At 48.6% G+C, this 16,093-nt stretch carries 17 protein-coding genes; 14 read left to right on the forward strand and 3 right to left on the reverse strand.

Going from position 1 to position 16,093, the window contains the following annotated elements; genetic code table 11:
* The first annotated feature begins 8 nt into the window (after positions 1-8).
* The 8 genes from ACIP6T_RS23080 to ACIP6T_RS23115 all read left to right on the forward strand — a co-directional run bounded on the left by ACIP6T_RS23080 (position 9) and on the right by ACIP6T_RS23115 (position 6,917).
* Positions 9-560 carry a fimbrial protein gene (locus tag ACIP6T_RS23080; protein ID WP_400459302.1) on the forward strand — a complete coding sequence of 184 codons (552 nt, stop codon included), beginning with the start codon at positions 9-11 and terminating at the stop codon, positions 558-560.
* Positions 561-628: 68 nt separating this feature from the next.
* Entirely contained in the window at positions 629-3,163 is a 2,535-nt protein-coding gene (locus ACIP6T_RS23085) for an outer membrane usher protein (RefSeq protein WP_400459305.1), read from the forward strand.
* A 50-nt stretch (positions 3,164-3,213) separates the two neighbouring features.
* Positions 3,214-3,966 carry a fimbria/pilus periplasmic chaperone gene (locus tag ACIP6T_RS23090; RefSeq protein WP_400459308.1) on the forward strand — a complete coding sequence of 251 codons (753 nt, stop codon included), beginning with the start codon at positions 3,214-3,216 and terminating at the stop codon, positions 3,964-3,966.
* Positions 3,967-3,970: 4 nt separating this feature from the next.
* Positions 3,971-4,480 carry a fimbrial protein gene (locus tag ACIP6T_RS23095; protein ID WP_400459311.1) on the forward strand — a complete coding sequence of 170 codons (510 nt, stop codon included), beginning with the start codon at positions 3,971-3,973 and terminating at the stop codon, positions 4,478-4,480.
* Positions 4,481-4,490: 10 nt separating this feature from the next.
* Positions 4,491-4,973 carry a fimbrial protein gene (locus ACIP6T_RS23100; RefSeq protein WP_400459313.1) on the forward strand — a complete coding sequence of 161 codons (483 nt, stop codon included), beginning with the start codon at positions 4,491-4,493 and terminating at the stop codon, positions 4,971-4,973.
* Positions 4,974-4,976: 3 nt separating this feature from the next.
* A complete protein-coding gene (locus ACIP6T_RS23105; protein WP_400459316.1) occupies positions 4,977-5,444 on the forward strand; it encodes a fimbrial protein in 468 nt (155 codons plus the stop codon).
* 2 nt (positions 5,445-5,446) lie between these two features.
* Positions 5,447-5,974 (forward strand): fimbrial protein, encoded by a 528-nt coding sequence (locus ACIP6T_RS23110; protein WP_400459319.1) that lies wholly within the window; start codon positions 5,447-5,449, stop codon positions 5,972-5,974.
* A 103-nt stretch (positions 5,975-6,077) separates the two neighbouring features.
* The gene (locus tag ACIP6T_RS23115) at positions 6,078-6,917 is read left to right on the forward strand and encodes a hypothetical protein (RefSeq protein WP_400459321.1); all 840 of its coding nucleotides are present in this window, start codon (positions 6,078-6,080) and stop codon (positions 6,915-6,917) included.
* Positions 6,918-7,201: 284 nt separating this feature from the next.
* Here the strand turns inward: ACIP6T_RS23115 and ACIP6T_RS23120 are convergent, their stop codons facing one another.
* Positions 7,202-7,672 (reverse strand): fimbrial protein, encoded by a 471-nt coding sequence (locus tag ACIP6T_RS23120; protein ID WP_400459324.1) that lies wholly within the window; start codon positions 7,670-7,672, stop codon positions 7,202-7,204.
* 901 nt (positions 7,673-8,573) lie between these two features.
* Between ACIP6T_RS23120 and lpxP the strand changes: the two genes are divergently transcribed.
* The 5 genes from lpxP to ACIP6T_RS23145 all read left to right on the forward strand — a co-directional run bounded on the left by lpxP (position 8,574) and on the right by ACIP6T_RS23145 (position 12,639).
* The gene (gene lpxP, locus ACIP6T_RS23125; RefSeq protein ID WP_097095562.1) at positions 8,574-9,497 is read left to right on the forward strand and encodes a kdo(2)-lipid IV(A) palmitoleoyltransferase; all 924 of its coding nucleotides are present in this window, start codon (positions 8,574-8,576) and stop codon (positions 9,495-9,497) included.
* A 76-nt stretch (positions 9,498-9,573) separates the two neighbouring features.
* Positions 9,574-10,716: an alanine racemase gene (locus ACIP6T_RS23130; RefSeq protein WP_400459328.1), complete on the forward strand. Its 1,143-nt coding sequence runs from the start codon at positions 9,574-9,576 to the stop codon at positions 10,714-10,716.
* A gap of 106 nt (positions 10,717-10,822) precedes the next feature.
* Positions 10,823-11,218 (forward strand): polyketide cyclase, encoded by a 396-nt coding sequence (locus tag ACIP6T_RS23135; protein ID WP_097095560.1) that lies wholly within the window; start codon positions 10,823-10,825, stop codon positions 11,216-11,218.
* 435 nt (positions 11,219-11,653) lie between these two features.
* Positions 11,654-11,920, forward strand: coding sequence for a hypothetical protein (locus ACIP6T_RS23140; RefSeq protein ID WP_345827693.1), 267 nt, complete (start codon positions 11,654-11,656; stop codon positions 11,918-11,920).
* A gap of 74 nt (positions 11,921-11,994) precedes the next feature.
* Positions 11,995-12,639 (forward strand): oligosaccharide flippase family protein, encoded by a 645-nt coding sequence (locus ACIP6T_RS23145; protein ID WP_097097621.1) that lies wholly within the window; start codon positions 11,995-11,997, stop codon positions 12,637-12,639.
* Between the two features lie 80 nt (positions 12,640-12,719).
* On the opposite strand, the gene ACIP6T_RS23150 is transcribed toward ACIP6T_RS23145, so the two are convergent.
* Positions 12,720-13,412, reverse strand: coding sequence for a LuxR C-terminal-related transcriptional regulator (locus ACIP6T_RS23150; RefSeq protein WP_400459332.1), 693 nt, complete (start codon positions 13,410-13,412; stop codon positions 12,720-12,722).
* 351 nt (positions 13,413-13,763) lie between these two features.
* Here ACIP6T_RS23150 and ACIP6T_RS23155 point away from each other — a divergent pair, with 351 nt between their 5' ends.
* Positions 13,764-14,381, forward strand: a complete 618-nt coding sequence (locus tag ACIP6T_RS23155; RefSeq protein WP_345827691.1) for a trimeric intracellular cation channel family protein — start codon at positions 13,764-13,766, stop codon at positions 14,379-14,381.
* On the opposite strand, the gene ligB is transcribed toward ACIP6T_RS23155, so the two are convergent.
* The gene (gene ligB, locus ACIP6T_RS23160; RefSeq protein WP_400459334.1) at positions 14,295-16,064 is read right to left on the reverse strand and encodes an NAD-dependent DNA ligase LigB; all 1,770 of its coding nucleotides are present in this window, start codon (positions 16,062-16,064) and stop codon (positions 14,295-14,297) included. The genes ACIP6T_RS23155 and ligB overlap by 87 nt on opposite strands.
* Positions 16,065-16,093 lie beyond the last annotated feature (29 nt).

Below are 16,093 nucleotides of genomic sequence, written 5' to 3' on the forward strand. Positions count from 1 at the left end.
AATCGAAAATGAAGTTGAATAAGATCATGGTTGCAATGGGTTTTGGTTTAGTGATGATGGCGGGTACAGCCAATGCCATTGATGATCAGGGCCACGGCACCGTAACAATTAAAGGTTCCATCATTGATGCACCTTGTTCCATTACACCTGAAACGATTGATCAGACTGTTAATTTAGGCCAAGTATCGAATGTGCAGCTAAAGGACGGTGGCAAATCAAACCCACAGTCGTTCAGTATTAAACTGGAAAACTGTGATTTAGCTGCTGATAAGCATACAGCTCAAATAACCTTCACTGGCATGGAATCGGCAGGGAATCCAGAATTGATCGGTATGACCGGTTCTGCGGAAGGTGCAAGTATCGGCTTAACCAATGGTGCCGGTACACTCATTAAGCTAGGTGAACCAACTGACGTAACTATTCAGAACGGGAACAACACTCTGGCGTTCTCCGCTTATTTACAGGGTGATCCTGCACCAGCAGAAGGAACTTTAGACGGCGCGAACATTGTTCCCGGTACATTCCAGAGCGTAGTTTCCTTCAACCTGGCTTATCCTTAATTAGGTTTGCCGTTTAATCAGGTATGCGCATTGGCGCATGCCTTTTTCTACGACAGACGAAAATAATAATGCTAAATAAATATCCCGGGATAAATGGAAAGCAAACCAGCAGGGTAGTTAGACCACTGGTTCTGGCTATTTCTTTAGCTTTATTTACTGCATATCCGTCACTGGCAAAAGAAGTTGAGTTTAACCTCGACAATCTTGATGTTAGCGATCGTGAAAATATTGATATGACACAGTTCGCACGCGCTGGTTTTATTATGCCAGGTCAATACGACATGGTGGTGCGGGTGAATAAATCAGACCTGCCCGCCATGCCGATCACCTTTCTACCGCCAGATGACGATCCGAAAGAGAGTGTGGCCTGCATATCTCCTGAACTGATGCAGCAGTTGGGTTTGAAGCCGCGTTCCCTCGAGAAGGTCAGCTATTGGCATCTGGGACAGTGTGCCAACCTCACCGACCTGCCCGGCACCACTGCACGTGGTGAGTTGGCGAATTCAGTTCTCACTATTAGCGTGCCCCAGGCCTACCTTGAATATCAAGCTACGGACTGGGATCCCCCTTCACGTTGGGATGATGGTATTCCAGGGGTACTGTTCGACTATAACGTGAATCTAAATTACAGCACGGCTCAGCAAGTTAGCGAAACCAGCAGTACAAGCGCCAGCGGTAATGGCGTCGCCGGGGCAAATTTAGGCCCATGGCGTATGCGCGCTAACTGGCAGGGCCAGTACAACCGTAATGAAAGCGGTAGTACCCATCAACTCACCTGGAGTCAATATTACGCCTACCGAGCAATTAAAGCCTGGCGCGCCAAGCTGTTACTGGGTCAAAACTATTTAACTACCGATATGTTTGACAGCGTGCGCTTCGTCGGTGTTAGCGTCATCTCCGATGATAGCCAACTGCCACCCAATCTTCGCGGTTATGCGCCGGAAGTCGGTGGCGTGGCGAAAACCAATGCTAAGGTCACCATCAGCCAGCTAGGCCGTGTGATATATGAAAGCCAGGTAGCACCGGGCCCTTTCCTGATTCAGGATTTAAGTGAAGCGACCAGCGGCACCCTAGACGTGCGCGTTGAGGAACAGGATGGATCGGTGCAGCAGTTTCAAGTCGAAACCGCCACCATTCCCTATTTAAGTCGTCCCGGGCAGGTTCGCTACAAAATCTCTGCTGGCCAACCGGCCGATCAACAGTTCAAGCCGCACGGTACTCTGATGCAAACCGGAGAGTTCTCATGGGGGGTCAGCAACGGTTGGTCACTGCTGGGCGGGATGGTGGCTGCCGGCAAATACAATGCCTATTCGTTAGGCGTTGGCCGCGATTTGCTGGCGCTGGGTGCCATTTCGTTAAGCGCAACACAATCGCACGTTGAGCTGCCGAAAAGTGGTAAGCAGGTTGGCAGTTCTTATAGCCTCAGTTATTCCAAACGCTTTGAAGAGTACGATACGCAAGTAACCTTCGCTGGCTATCGCTTTTCTCAACGTAACTATATGACGATAAGTCGCTATTTAGATGAGCTCAAATATGGTGAGCATAGTTATCAGCGCGGCGACGACAAACAGACCTATTCGGTGACGTTGAATAAGCAGTTTCGCTCGCTCGGGCTCAGCGCCTTTCTTAATTACTACTATCAAACCTACTGGGATCGCCCCGCCACCAGTCGCTGGAATATGTCGCTGGCACGCTATTTTGATGTGGGCAGCATAAAAAATATGAGCGTCAATCTCTCTGCATATCGCAACGAATTGCGGGGTAAAACCGACGATACCTTGTACCTCAGTTTTAATATTCCCTTAGGCGGTGCCGCCTCTATTAATTACAGCGCACAAAGTGGCAGCAGCGGTGCCACGCAAAACGTGGGCTGGTATCAACGCCTTGACGAACGCAATACCTATCAGGTCAGCGCTATTACCAGCAGCGATGAAGCCCCTACTCTTAGCGGCTACTACAGTCGAACCGGCGATATTGCGCAAGTCAATACCAGCGCTAGCTACAAAGCCGGCGTCTATCACTCGGCGGGACTATCCGCACAGGGCGGGGTTACCGCTACGACACAAGGCGCGGCGCTACATCGCACCAATTTTGCTGGCGGTACACGATTGATGGTGGATACCGAAGGCGTTAGCGATGTTCCGATTCAGGGCGGTGGTTCGGCGGCTACACACACCAATCTGTTTGGCAAAGCGGTAATTACCGACGTCAATAGCTATTACCGCAACCAGGCAAGCATAGATATCAACAACTTACCTGAAAATGTTGAGGCAGAACGCTCTATTACCCAAGTGACGCTCACCGAAGGCGCAATTGGTTACCGTAAGTTTGGCGTGATTACCGGACAAAAGCTGATGGCAGTAATACGTCGCGCTGACGGCAGCTTCCCACCGTTTGGTGCCAGCGTCCTCAACGATGGACGTGAAACCGGTATTGTCAGCGACAGCGGCAGTGTGTGGCTAAGCGGCGTCAATCCCGGCGTGAAGATGGCCGTACGCTGGAGCGGCGCAACGCAATGCATTATCACCCTGCCGGACGTACTACCTGAAGATCCGTCAGGTGAAAACAATTTGCTGCTGCCTTGTATCGACAGCGTTGAATAATTCCAAATGGCGTTATTACGTCATTAATTTTGACCTATGAGATTGAAACTATGCTCGTTTATCGCCGCTTTATCACCTGTACATCGCTGTTGATCGGTACGTTACTCGCCCATCAGGCACTGGCCGCAATCGCCATGGATCGCACCCGCGTTATTTATAACGCCAGCGAACGCTCCATTAGTCTGAATATCAGCAATGAAAATAAAAGCTTGCCTTATCTGGCACAAAGTTGGCTTGAAGATGTACAAGGCAAAAAAGTGAACTCGCCGCTATTGGTGCTGCCCCCGGTACAGCGTGTGGAACCAGGCCAGAAAGGTGCTATCAAAATCCAAGCGCTGCCAGCGGTGAAAACGTTGCCGCAGGATCGTGAGAGCCTGTTTTATTTCAATCTACGTGAAATTCCACCACGCAGCGAAAAACAAAATGTTTTACAGATTGCGCTGCAAACGCGTATCAAGCTGTTCTATCGTCCAGCAGCTATCATCGTCGCCAATGAGTCCACCATACCGTGGCAAAATCAGCTCACGCTAACTCAGCAAGGTAATGATTATAAGATTGTAAATCCTACTCCGTACTACATCACTCTTGTGGGCGTGGCCAACAATAAAGACGCAAAGAAAAGTGATAACGGCTTTAAACCAGTAATGCTGGAGCCGATGAGTAGTGCCACCTTGGGTATGAGTGCAACCGCATTAGGTTCACATCCGGTGCTGACTTACATCAACGACTACGGTGGTCGCCCAACGCTGACCTTCAACTGCAGTGCGGGAAAATGCACTGTCGTCACCGATAAAAAAGAATAACGTGATGAACAGGCTGATGGTTGCAATCCTGCTTATCTTGCTAAGTATTACGATAGCGGTAGGGAAGACACCGTTGGGAAATCGAATTGCAGGTTTACCCGATACCATTATTGAAATATCTGGAATAGTCATCGCGCCGCCGCCTTGTCAAATAAACAACGACAAACCCGCCGACGTGGATTTTGGCGATGTTACCATTCAGTACATTGATGGTGAACGCTACATGCGTGATATACCCGCTGTTATTCAGTGCCCCCCCACTTTTATCGGAGAGCTAAACTTTAAAATACGCGGCGAGCCGTCGCCTTTTGATGAGAGTGCTCTCATAACCAGCAACCCCGATTTAGCAATTCGCCTTACCCTTAACGGCGGTGCCATGAAACTGGACCAATGGCAAAGTATCAGCTGGCGCACTCCGTTAGAAATCAAAGCTGTACCGATTAAAAATTCCAATAGTATTCCTGCTGCAGGTCCGTTCACGGTAACGGCCACTATGTTGATTGCTGTTCAATAAGGAAAATATGATGCGCTTACGTCTTTTGTCATTCACTTTATTTCTTAGCATGTTTTTTACAGCACAAGCATGGGCTGCCGCCACACTCACCCTTCACGGCAAGCTGATTAATCTGACGTGTAAAATTGGCAATGACCAACCCATCGATATCGACTTTGGTGATGAAGTGGTGGTTGACCTTCTGGATGGTCAGCGCTATCAGCACGATGTACCACTTCAAATCACCTGTAACAATGATTATAAAGGTGAACTAAATTTCACAGTATCTGGCATCGCATCCTTTGAAGATAGTGTAATTGAAACCACCATCCCCGATCTTGGCATTCGATTTTTAGACGCCAGCAGTAATAAGCCAATAGAAATCAACAAAGCCTACCCATATAAAAATAACGATAACGTCGATCTTATTGTCGTTCCTGTGAAGGCACCTAATGCAAAGTTGACGGGCGGTGATTTTAACGCATCAGCACAATTGCTGGTGGAGCCGCAATAAAAAATGAAATTCTTTGCACTGCTGCTGTGGATTACCTCGTTATTCTCCTGCGCGCAGGCAGCAGAAATGGGGCTACGCGGTACGCTGGTAGTGATCAGTTGTATTATAAATAACGATAAGCCGGTAGATGTTAGCTTTGGAGAGGCGGTGGGTGTCAATAAAGTGGATGGCGTGAATTACCGCCAGAAGCTGCCGCTGGGAATCGTGTGTTCTCGCCCTCCTGGTGAACTTTTACATTTGATGTTCGTCGGCACTCAAACTGATTTCGACTTAAATGCCCTTGCCACAGACGTTAATGACCTCGGTATTCGGCTACTACAGGGTGAAACGCCCATTATGATTAATGAACCGCTGCCCCTTGATAACGACCATTTACCGGAATTCTCTGCCGTACCGGTTAAACGCCCTAACGCCCAGCTAACCGGTGGAGATTTTCATAGCCAGGTGGCATTACAGATCATGCTGGAGTGAAGGTGAAAAATTTATCTTTTACTATTTTTTTTCTGCTGCTGTTAACAACATCAAAGCTTGTAGACGCTGCAGCTGAGTTTAATTTCAGTGGTACTTTGGTAGAAGAACCCTGCCTACTGGATCCAGAAGATAGCGCGATTGAAATCGATTACGGAACAGTTATTAGTAAGCTGCTTTATAGCCATCAACGCACAGCAGGTAAACCGTTTACCTTACATTTATTGGAATGTGACTTATCTCTGGGGGAAAGTGTATCTGTTACTTTTATTGGAACTGAAGATAGTGAGCAACCGGGTTTAATTGCTCTGGATGCCTTAAGCACCGCTCGTGGTGTAGCAATTGGCATCGAAACGCTAGACAATAAGTTGATTCCGGTGAATCAAGCGACACAAGCACAAAAACTAAGCTCGGGAAGTAATGAACTTAACTTCTCTATCTTTGTTTCTGCAGCTCATGAAGCAGTTAAAAATAAAGGCATAGTATCTGGCTCGGTATATTCGCATGCCATCTTTAGATTATATTATGATTAATTAACCAAAAAAGCCATTTATAAACCGGACTGAGATAATTTATTTCAATCATAATATTTTTCCTAAAAAAAGCAACAATCATACAACTTTAAAGAAAAAACAAATGAAGAAAATGACTTTTGAAATTAAAAAACTTTTCAACATATCAATCCTAACCATTTTTTTATTAATTATTCCATTAGGTTCGCATGCAATAATTTTGGCGCACATTACTAAAGTCGAGTCTAGCTCCTCTTACATAGATTTATGGGGCTCAATCGATCTATGGGAAGAGCTTGAGGATTCACCCAATCCATGTTACCAAACTTCTGAGGCATTTTGTTATTATCATGTTGGCGTGATAAATAAAAAAACGGGCCAGGGATTTCCACGAGACAGTGACTATCTAGATGCTAAACAATTAAAAACTATGCAGCAGGTAGTCACTGAGTTTAAAAAAATCATGCCTATCCCCTTTCCCATCGTGTCTAGAAACTACAGGGGTAATAGCAATATTGAAGATTTTTGCTTCGGAATTTTGTACTGTTCAGCGGGTGCCTGTGACCAAAAAAAAATTGTTCCAGGCAATATATGTCTTCCATTTCCGCCAATAACGTTGAGCTGTACTGTCACAGGAGATACAATGATAAATCATGGTACATTACCCAGCAATGAATTGTCTGGAGCCAAATCATCTACTGTTTTAAACGTGAGTTGTAATCAGGATGGCACACTTACCATTTATGCATTGGGGCAAGGTTCAAGCGATGTGATGCTTAATAGCGAAGGGACCTTAAAATCACGACTTCAGGTTAATGGCAAAAGTGGAATAATAGGGACAATTGTTGAGATTAAAGAAGATGTTAAAACCCCATTCACAATAACATCAGAGCTGATTACGTTCGGTGAAGTTGAAGTCGGCCCTTTTCATGGTTCGGGAACAGTGACAATGAGCTACGAATAAAACGCAAGGAATTATTACAAAGTCACATCAGGCAAATTATATGTGATAAATTCAGTAGTTAATAATTTTGGCAGGCATGTCTTACCTGCTATACAAGTCACTTTTTATACACCGTGACTATATTATTTTTTTATTTAAAAAAGGTAAAAACTAAAATTGCCATTTTAAGCAATGGAGTCATAATTGAATAACAAAGCATAAATATCGTGAACACTCAGCCCTGAATCTGTATTTCTTTAAATTCCATTATCTATTGAATAATTTATATAGAATATTATGATTTTTTATTCATAGGCTAATGTAAGTTGGCTAAGAGCAGATCTGGAATGTGCCGCATCAATTGAACCCTTCAACGTCGCGGTAAAATCCAGCGTATTGTTTTTACTCAACACCAGCTGCGGTTCCGGCGTATTACGCATTTTAATCACTTTACCGTTGCTGTGTTGCAGCATCACCGCAGCATCGTCAGAGAGCGCCAGTAAACTCTCTTCGGTCTCAGGACCGGTAAAGGTCGCCGTAATGTTTTCCAGGGTTTCATGCGCGCACTGGTTTACCTTGAGGGAGAACTTGATGGCCTTCGCATTGGAAAGCTCAATCGCCTGGTCGCTGTTCTGGTGAACGATTTTGCAGGGTTCGTCGCCCTCAACAATCTGGCCACGAATAGTGACGCGTCCGCTATCAATCGCTGCCATTAATGAAGAAGAAAAAGTAAATAACGCCATCATTGCCACCGATTTAATCACATTAATTTTCATTTTAAATTCCTTGCCAAATAATCAATCAATTTCCAGGCACGCTAATTTAATGGTTTTCAACCATGCGTGATGATATGCGCTAATAATAGCGGACATCATGAATAAGTAATGCCAGGACACGTCTTAAAGAGGGAGCGCATTCTGCTGTTTTTAACGCGGTAATTTTATGTTCTAGCGCAATAAAACTCACTATTAACCCGCAACGCAAGAAATGTCTTAAATATTGGTAGGTTAGATCAATATAGCCATTATTCACGCCCAAAAACTCTCATCACTTACTTTTCATTTTAATATTAATACGGTGGCAATAAGTTCGTATGGGAAAATAAAAACAAGTAATGCATGCCTATATTAATATAGCTGCCCATGCTATTTTCTCGCACCGCTCAATTTCATCAGCAACCGATCGTGAAATAAATCAGCGCCAGGAAAAACCAGAGCGGTTATTGATCGCTATACGAATACGGCTTACTGCACTACACTGTAAATTGTGATGAAGATCACAAACCATACCCTTCCCAGGCTTGTTAAGGCCTTCCGTCGGAACGTCGCATCAGCGCTTTAGACGATATTGTGGTTTTTTCAATGTAAAGAATGTGAAAGCGTGTATGTGCATCCATGTCATTTTCTGACTGAAAATGCGGCGAGAAACGGATAGAAAAGCATCAATGCATCAGCCTAATTCGTTGTTTAGCAAACAGATTAGCGTACCTAAAAACGTTGTACGCTAAACTTAAGCCCTCATTCAATGAAACCTCTCAATCCTAAAGATTGCAGAGTTTACATAACTTTGAAGGCACTATTTGCTAAAGTGCTGGTCGTATTCAATACAGTTGTACCGCATCAGGATTCCAGGGAAATGCTTCTTGCGCGATACATTCACTTTTTCACTGAAGGCGCCATGAAGAAAACTGGTAAGTTCCGCTCAAAACTGCTCCATCCCCGCTACTGGTTGACCTGGTTTGGGCTGGGTGTGTTATGGCTGCTGGTGCAGCTTCCTTATCCTGCTTTGATACGGCTTGGCGCTTCTGCCGGCAAGCTGTCACGACACTTCCTTAAGCGCCGTGAGCGCATTACCCGCCGCAACATCGAACTCTGCTTCCCGAACATTAATGAGGAAGATAAAGAGTTGATGATTGCCGGTAACTTCGCATCGCTGGGCATGGCGCTGGCTGAAACCGGCATCGCCTGGTTCTGGTCCGATGCGCGCGTGCGTCGCCTGTTCCAGGTGAACGGCATCGCCAACCTGCAGAATGCGCAGAGCCACCAGCGCGGTGTGATGGTGATCGGCGTGCATTTTATGTCACTCGAGCTGGGCGGCCGTATTACCGGACTGTGCCAGCCGATGATGGCGATGTATCGCCCGCACAACAATCAGGCGATGGAGTGGGCGCAAACCAAAGGTCGTATGCGTTCTAATAAGGCGATGATTGATCGTCGCGATTTGCGCGGCATGGTACATGCGCTGAAACAGGGCGAAGCGGTATGGTTCGCACCGGATCAAGATTACGGCCCGAAGGGCAGCGTGTTTGCGCCGCTGTTTGCCGTGAAGCAAGCCGCCACCACCAACGGCACTTTTGTGCTGTCGCGTCTGGCTAAGCCGGCCATGCTGACCATCGTGCTGATTCGTAATGCGGATAAAAGCGGTTATCAGCTGATCATTCAGCCGGAGCTGGAGAATTATCCGTATGAAGATGAAGCAGCAGCTGCGGCTTATATGAACAGAGTGATTGAGAAAGAAATCCTGCGCGCTCCCGATCAATATCTGTGGCTGCATCGCCGCTTTAAAACCCGTCCACCGGGCGAAGCTTCACTGTATATCTAATCTGCTCTCGGCTGGTATTCTGCCCCTCATTAATGAATGATAGTCCGCACGGAATAATCACCTGCGGACTATCTTGATGGAACAGAATATTACAGCTGGCTGGTTGCGGCCTTTAATTGCCGACCGACTCACACCTTATCTCGAAATTGATGCACCGCGCCTGCAGCGTAATCTGCAGCTGATGCAGCAAAAAGCCGATGCCGCGGGCGTCGCGCTACGTCCCCATATTAAAACCCATAAAAGCGTCTGGATTGCCGGGCAACAGCGTGCGCTTGGCGCGCGCGGCATTACCGTGTCGAAGCCGAGTGAAGGCGTAGCCTTTATTTTGGGAGGTGAACGCGATCTGCTACTGGCTTATCCCATTGTGCACGCCGACACGCTGGCGGAACTGCTGGCGGTGGCGGCAGAGTATCAGGCGCGCATTACCTGCATCGTGGATGGCGAGATGGGCGTTAAGGCGATCGCGGCGGCACATCAGCGCCAACCCGATTGCTCACTGGCGGTGGCGATCAAGGTGGATGTGGGATTGCATCGCATCGGCGTTGATCCCCACAGCGATATGGCCATCACGCTGGCTCAGCGCCTTAAAAGCGCAGGCCTGCCCTTTGCCGGGTTGGTATCCCATGCCGGTCACGCCTATGGTGCGGGCAATCCTACGGCGATTGCAGAAGTCGCATTGCAGGAAATCGCCCTGATGCGCGATGTGCAGCAACGCCTGGCCGAAGCCGGCTTTACGCCCTGCCCGATTTCAGTGGGTTCCACCCCAACGGCGTTGGCGGCACCCGTGGCGTCAGGCAGCGATGAAATTCGTCCCGGTAATTACGCGCTATTGGATCTCACCGCCTGGCGGCTGGGTCTGTGCTCGCCGGATGCGCTGGCGCTGAGCGTGATCACGCGCGTGGTGGCGGTGAATCCACACTTTGCCATCATCGATGCCGGTTCCAAGATGCTCAGCTCCGACAAAGGACCACACGGCACCAATGCCAGCGGATTTGGCATCGCCGTGGATGAGCAAGGTAATCACTATGAAGTGCTGAAGCTGTCGGAAGAGCATGGCTTCCTGCAATACGGCGATCAGGCTCCGCCTGTTGGCGCGTTGCTGCGTATTTTCCCTAATCACAGCTGCGCCGTGGTTGCACAGTCCGATCGCATTGTCCTGCGTGCAGCAGACGGTTCAGCGCAAGAGCTGGATATTCAGGGGCGCGGCAAGTTTATTTGATTACAGCATTTTCACGGAAACCGCTGTTAACCCACACTTCCACTACCGGGCAATTTTCTGCCCGGTATCAGCGTGCTTTAATGGCTGTCTCACATCAGGAGGTTCCATGCTGCCATCACAGACAGTCACACTGACCGTTCCACGCAACTGGTTAGATTTGTATGAAACCATCTGGAAACCCGAGTGCTTTGCCAAATGGGCAAGCGGGCTCAGTAGCAGCACGCTGACGCAGGAAGGAAACAGCTGGAAGGCCAAAGGTCCCGAAGGCACGGTAAAGATTCGTTTTACGCCGCATAACCCGTTTGGCGTGATGGATCACTGGATTGATACCGGCAGCGGCAAAGAGATTTATATGCCGATGCGGGTAATTGCTAATGAGCAAGGCGCCGAGGTTGTGATGGTGGTTTACCGCCAGCCGCTGATGTCCGACGAGAAGTTTGCGCAGGATGTTGCCTGGGTAAAACGCGATCTTGAACAACTGCTGCATCTGTTAACTCATTAGAATCAATGCATTATGCAAACTCCCTCTCTGTAACTTGCGCTGGAATTAATTGATAAAAAGCGGTTTCTTTTTTGCACAGTAGCGTTTAACTGTTTTGGCGAAATCTTCACTCATCAATGTGTTAATCAACAATGCTGCTTAAGCTTCCTCACCGGGAAAATTCCTGGTGGGGCTTCGCGATAAAATGCTGAGTGCCTCTGATTTATCGAAGTTTTTTGTCCATTCAGTTGATGTGGCTTCATTCATCGATGCTGAAAGGCGTAAAAGACTAATAAATGGCACATCACTCGCCTTATATATTCTGATGCATATTATGAAACCATTTATTTCTGCAGTCTATTTATAGGAGTTTTCTGATGGTGTTAATTTAATTAAAACACGGTATAACTCTTCCACACACAGCAATACCCATAATAACAACAGCAGGGAAATAACATGGATCGCTCAACCTATCCTTTGTTATCAGAAAAAGAATTTGTTGAGATTGCCAGGAGGATGCTGGCCGGGGAATATATAAACTCAAAGGGATTTTATAATGATCTTATGGATTTCCTCCGCACCGGAGGTGATACCATTAAGACAAAAAAAACATTATGCGCCAGGGGCATCTTTTTAAAATCAGAACATCACTTAATTGAGTGCATCTATACATGGCTGAATCTGAAAGGTATTTCAGGATTGCGCCAGGAATCGCTGCATTAATGTGATCTGTGCCCGAGCCTGTGGCTCGGGTAACCCCTTAATTGCACTGGTACATGTACCATAAAGAGCAGGGTATGGCGATAAGAGAAAGAAATCTGACCAACGCTAAGTGGTCAGTGTTGTCATCGATTAAAATTGTCGGCATTGGTGTTTTGCAGCTTTCACTTTTGGCACAAATACTTCAGGCAAATGAGTTGAATTTACTCGCCATCGCGATTGTAATGCTATTGGTTATTGATACGTTGGCGGATCGAGGTTTTGGCAATGCCATTATCAGAAATAAAAGCCTGAATAATAGCGATCTCTCGATTTTATATTGGGGGAATGTATTATGCGGAATGGCCATTTTTGCCGCACTGTTTATTGGTAGCGATATTTCCAGTCGTATTATGAATCAACCCGAAATGGCGATTATGCTTGAGATGATTTCGGTGATATTCATTATTATTCCGCAAGGACAGCATTATCGCGCCATATTGCAACGGGAAAATCAATTTTCACGCATTGCCTTCACGGAAACCGCTTCTGTGTTAGCAGGGCTGGGTATCACACTGTTTACCGTGTGGCTGACACCTTCGGTGTTGTGCGCAATCTGGGGCTACCTCGCCATGGTATCCATCAGAATGCTGATCTACTGCTATTACGGTCGTTCCTGGTTCCAGCCAGAATACCGTTTTAGCCTGAAAAGTTTCGCCAATGTGCGAGCAAGAAACGGATAATAAAAACAAGTCTGTATGGTGGGCTCTGGGCATCTGAGAAGATGCGTTCGCGTGCTGGTTACCAGCACGCTTTTTTCTTTTTACGCTTCCAGCAATACGTCCTCTAACGGAACGATGGCTTCGCCTGCGTTGTCGCTGTGCTGCATGTGTAACCAACTCGTCAGCATGCGTAATTCATCAATCACCATGAAGAGATCGACCATATCGTTCTTACTTTTGATTTGCAGTCGTGACAGCGCAATGAGCTTATGTGCATTGACCGTTTTATGGCTGAGCCCTAAGCACGTGCCAATGTGCTCTGTACTGTAACCCCAGGCAATCATCAGCAGCACGCGCAATTGTCGATCCGGCAGCAGAACGTCAACACCTTCCACTAAATGAACCGGGCTCTGCCTGTTCATGCACGCTTTCAGGCTGCGGATAAGCTTTTGCCGCGATGATTTTAAATCCAGCACGCTGAGCGTAGGCAGATAACGACTGAGTCCATGCATCAGCGGTAATAGACGCTGGGTTAGCACCAGTATTTGCATGTCGGGGAACTGCTGCTGCAGGCCATAAAATAACTTTAACGTACCGGCCAGCGGCATGTTTTCATGAAAGATGCACACCAGCAGCCGCGGCCTGAGCGTCTCGCACTGGGCGATTATCGTGCTGAGCGACCACACTTGATGAATCTTGCTGGCAACCGGTAACGAGGTCAAAAGACTCTCCAGCCCTAATGCTGCCAGTTTGTCAGAAGAGAAAAGGAGAATGTCTTCGTTACGCTTTTTCATGCCTGTCCAATAGTTGCTTAATGCTGATAAGTTAAGCCGCATCGTGCGTGCTTCTGCCCGGTGCACATTAATGCGCACCCTACAACGGGCCGGAGAGAGAAAAGCCTGGTTAGCAGGCAATAATCAGGTACGACACAAACAGAATGGAACTTAAGAAGGCGAGTTTTAGCCCTCTTCGCATCATTTTTACTCATGCCTGATTCGCACAAAATCCCGATTTATCACGCCAGCTAGGCCTGTTAGCATGCATGCCATCAAAATGGCTAATCCGACGACACTTTCTTTAGAAAATCTCAGTGGTTTACACTCTGGGAAATCTTTAGCCTTGCCGCCAATCTGTTGGAGTGCTCTATGTTATTAACCGTTCTCTATATTATTGGTATTACTGCCGAAGCCATGACCGGCGCACTGGCGGCGGGACGTCGTAAAATGGATCTGTTTGGCGTGATCATCATTGCCTCGGTCACCGCCATTGGTGGCGGGTCGGTGCGTGATATCCTGCTGGGCCACTATCCACTGGGCTGGGTGAAGCATCCGGAATACATCATGATTGTGGCCGCCGCCGCCGTAGTGACGACCTTTGTTGCCCCGCTAATGACGCACCTGCGCAAAGTCTTTCTGGTACTCGATGCATTAGGTCTGGTGGTGTTTTCAATTATTGGTGCCCAGGTGGCGCTCGATTCAGGCCACGCATCGATCATTGCCGCCATCGCCGCGGTCATCACTGGCGTCTTTGGCGGCGTGCTACGCGATATGTTTTGTAATCGCATTCCACTGGTGTTCCAGAAAGAGCTGTATGCCGGCATCGCGTTCGCCTCTGGCTGGATCTACATTCTGCTATTGAAAACACCGCTGCCCCACGAGGCGGTAGTGATCATCACGCTACTGTTCGGCTTCTTTGCCCGTTTGCTGGCGCTGCGTTTCCGCCTCGGTTTGCCGATTTTCAACTATCCCCACCCTGAACACTGAGTTCGCAGCAGGAATATCCTGCTGCTGCAAAAAGTGAATCAACTGCTGCAGGTCTGCATCCTGCAGCATCGACACGATGCGCTGTGCCAAAATCGTGCCGACGCCTGGCAACTGCTGCCAGCTCTCTGCCGTTCGCGACAATAGCTGCGACCATTGGGAATCCGGCAATGCCTGTAGCGCCGTGCGCGGCAGCGGTATTCCCAACGCATTCACCCAGCGCCGCAGCGGCTGTTGGCGCGTGAGGTTAAAGCGATGCCAGATAAGCTGGGCACGAGCGGTCGTAATGCCGTTGGCCTGCGCGATTTGATCGGGCGTTAACATCAGCCAGGAGAAGAGATGTGTAATTGCACCGTTATCCAGCAAGCGCTGCCAGGTACTGCGCTGCACGCCCGCAATATCCAGCACCGATTTCTGGCTCAGCCAACTGAGCCGTGAAAGAAACTGTGCCCGGCAGGTTGCGCTAATTTGCAGGCAGCTTAAATGATCGAATTCGCCTTTCTGCGGCGATGCCGGATAGTCGCGCTGCGCCACTCGCCAGATCACGCGCTCCAGCCGGGGAATGCCTAAACCTGCCAGCGTAAGGGTTACCTGATCGCCCGCAATAACGTCCAGCTCCCGCCAGCGTCGCAGTGAGCCAAGATTGACCCGGCGTACGGTTTTATCTTCTAACTGCACCGGAGTCAGGTTAAGCACAACGGCCACTTTGCCGGTACGCCCGACATTAAAATCTACTGACAGCACCTCGCTGCTGACTTCCGCCGGCTGGTATTTCCACGCCGCTGACCAGCTGCCCTGCCCGGGTTGCCAATCGCGACCTGCGCTGACAGGGGATTGATGGATCACGACGCCGTCGGTGACAAACGGCAGCGATTCACGGAACCAGCGATCGCGCCATACTGCTACTTCCTCTTCATTACTCACCTGACGACTCCAGCTCTGCGCCAGACCAAATCCCCACTGCGCCAGCTGTGTTAGCCGCTCAGGCATCAACGCCGGGCCGTCTGGCCACGCCCAGATAAAAATGCCCAGTTGTGCCAGCAGCGGGCTGTTGTCATGTCGCATCATGGCGCCAGCAACCTGAGCACGGGCATTTTTCCCTCCGTCGCGCGCCTGTTGATGATCGGTCATTTGCAGAAACAGCTCACCTTGCAGCACCACTTCTTCGAGTAAGGTCGCGATGCTCTTGGGAATGGCAGGAATGTGCTCGGCTTTGGCGCGCCACTCTTCTCCACGTAAGCCATCGCCGCGGCTGATTAATGACACCAACTTACCTTGCCGATACACCAGCGTGACGGCAACGCCATCAACTTTAGGCTGCAACCACAGTGCAGATTTGTCCTGCATCCAGTACGCCACCGCGAGCTTGTCGCGCAGTTTGCGCACACCAGTGTGCGCCACAGGATGATGCGTGCTGCCATCGGTGCTGAGCTGCGCATCGTAAGCGGGCTGAGCGGGGATGAAGCAGCGCTGCCACTGCTGTAATCGCTGCTGCAGGCTGTCGTAATCCGCATCAGTTATCTGATTGATGCCTTGCCGATAGTAGGCATCATCCCATTGGCGTAGCTGGGTTTGCAGCTGCGTTATCTCCTGGCTGGCACGCACCGGCGACCAGTTCGGACACAGCGCTTCGGCCCAGCAACCGATACTGAATAAGCAACCTAGTAGACTCAGACATCCTTTCATCTTCGCTCTCCTTTTTCGTTATTGGAGAG

This window comes from Pantoea sp. NPDC088449 (assembly GCF_044753225.1).
Classification (GTDB): domain Bacteria; phylum Pseudomonadota; class Gammaproteobacteria; order Enterobacterales; family Enterobacteriaceae; genus Pantoea; species Pantoea floridensis.

What these genes read in the sequence shown, in the direction of transcription:
- ACIP6T_RS23080 (WP_400459302.1), top strand. Translation starts at nt 9, where the DNA reads ATGAAGTTGAATAAGATCATGGTTGCAATGGGTTTTGGTTTAGTGATG.
- ACIP6T_RS23085 (WP_400459305.1), top strand. Translation starts at nt 629, where the DNA reads ATGCTAAATAAATATCCCGGGATAAATGGAAAGCAAACCAGCAGGGTA.
- ACIP6T_RS23090 (WP_400459308.1), top strand. Translation starts at nt 3,214, where the DNA reads ATGCTCGTTTATCGCCGCTTTATCACCTGTACATCGCTGTTGATCGGT.
- ACIP6T_RS23095 (WP_400459311.1), top strand. Translation starts at nt 3,971, where the DNA reads ATGAACAGGCTGATGGTTGCAATCCTGCTTATCTTGCTAAGTATTACG.
- ACIP6T_RS23100 (WP_400459313.1), top strand. Translation starts at nt 4,491, where the DNA reads ATGCGCTTACGTCTTTTGTCATTCACTTTATTTCTTAGCATGTTTTTT.
- ACIP6T_RS23105 (WP_400459316.1), top strand. Translation starts at nt 4,977, where the DNA reads ATGAAATTCTTTGCACTGCTGCTGTGGATTACCTCGTTATTCTCCTGC.
- ACIP6T_RS23115 (WP_400459321.1), top strand. Translation starts at nt 6,078, where the DNA reads ATGAAGAAAATGACTTTTGAAATTAAAAAACTTTTCAACATATCAATC.
- ACIP6T_RS23120 (WP_400459324.1), bottom strand. Translation starts at nt 7,672, where the DNA reads ATGAAAATTAATGTGATTAAATCGGTGGCAATGATGGCGTTATTTACT.
- lpxP (WP_097095562.1), top strand. Translation starts at nt 8,574, where the DNA reads ATGAAGAAAACTGGTAAGTTCCGCTCAAAACTGCTCCATCCCCGCTAC.
- ACIP6T_RS23130 (WP_400459328.1), top strand. Translation starts at nt 9,574, where the DNA reads ATGGAACAGAATATTACAGCTGGCTGGTTGCGGCCTTTAATTGCCGAC.
- ACIP6T_RS23135 (WP_097095560.1), top strand. Translation starts at nt 10,823, where the DNA reads ATGCTGCCATCACAGACAGTCACACTGACCGTTCCACGCAACTGGTTA.
- ACIP6T_RS23140 (WP_345827693.1), top strand. Translation starts at nt 11,654, where the DNA reads ATGGATCGCTCAACCTATCCTTTGTTATCAGAAAAAGAATTTGTTGAG.
- ACIP6T_RS23145 (WP_097097621.1), top strand. Translation starts at nt 11,995, where the DNA reads ATGGCGATAAGAGAAAGAAATCTGACCAACGCTAAGTGGTCAGTGTTG.
- ACIP6T_RS23150 (WP_400459332.1), bottom strand. Translation starts at nt 13,412, where the DNA reads ATGAAAAAGCGTAACGAAGACATTCTCCTTTTCTCTTCTGACAAACTG.
- ACIP6T_RS23155 (WP_345827691.1), top strand. Translation starts at nt 13,764, where the DNA reads ATGTTATTAACCGTTCTCTATATTATTGGTATTACTGCCGAAGCCATG.
- ligB (WP_400459334.1), bottom strand. Translation starts at nt 16,064, where the DNA reads ATGAAAGGATGTCTGAGTCTACTAGGTTGCTTATTCAGTATCGGTTGC.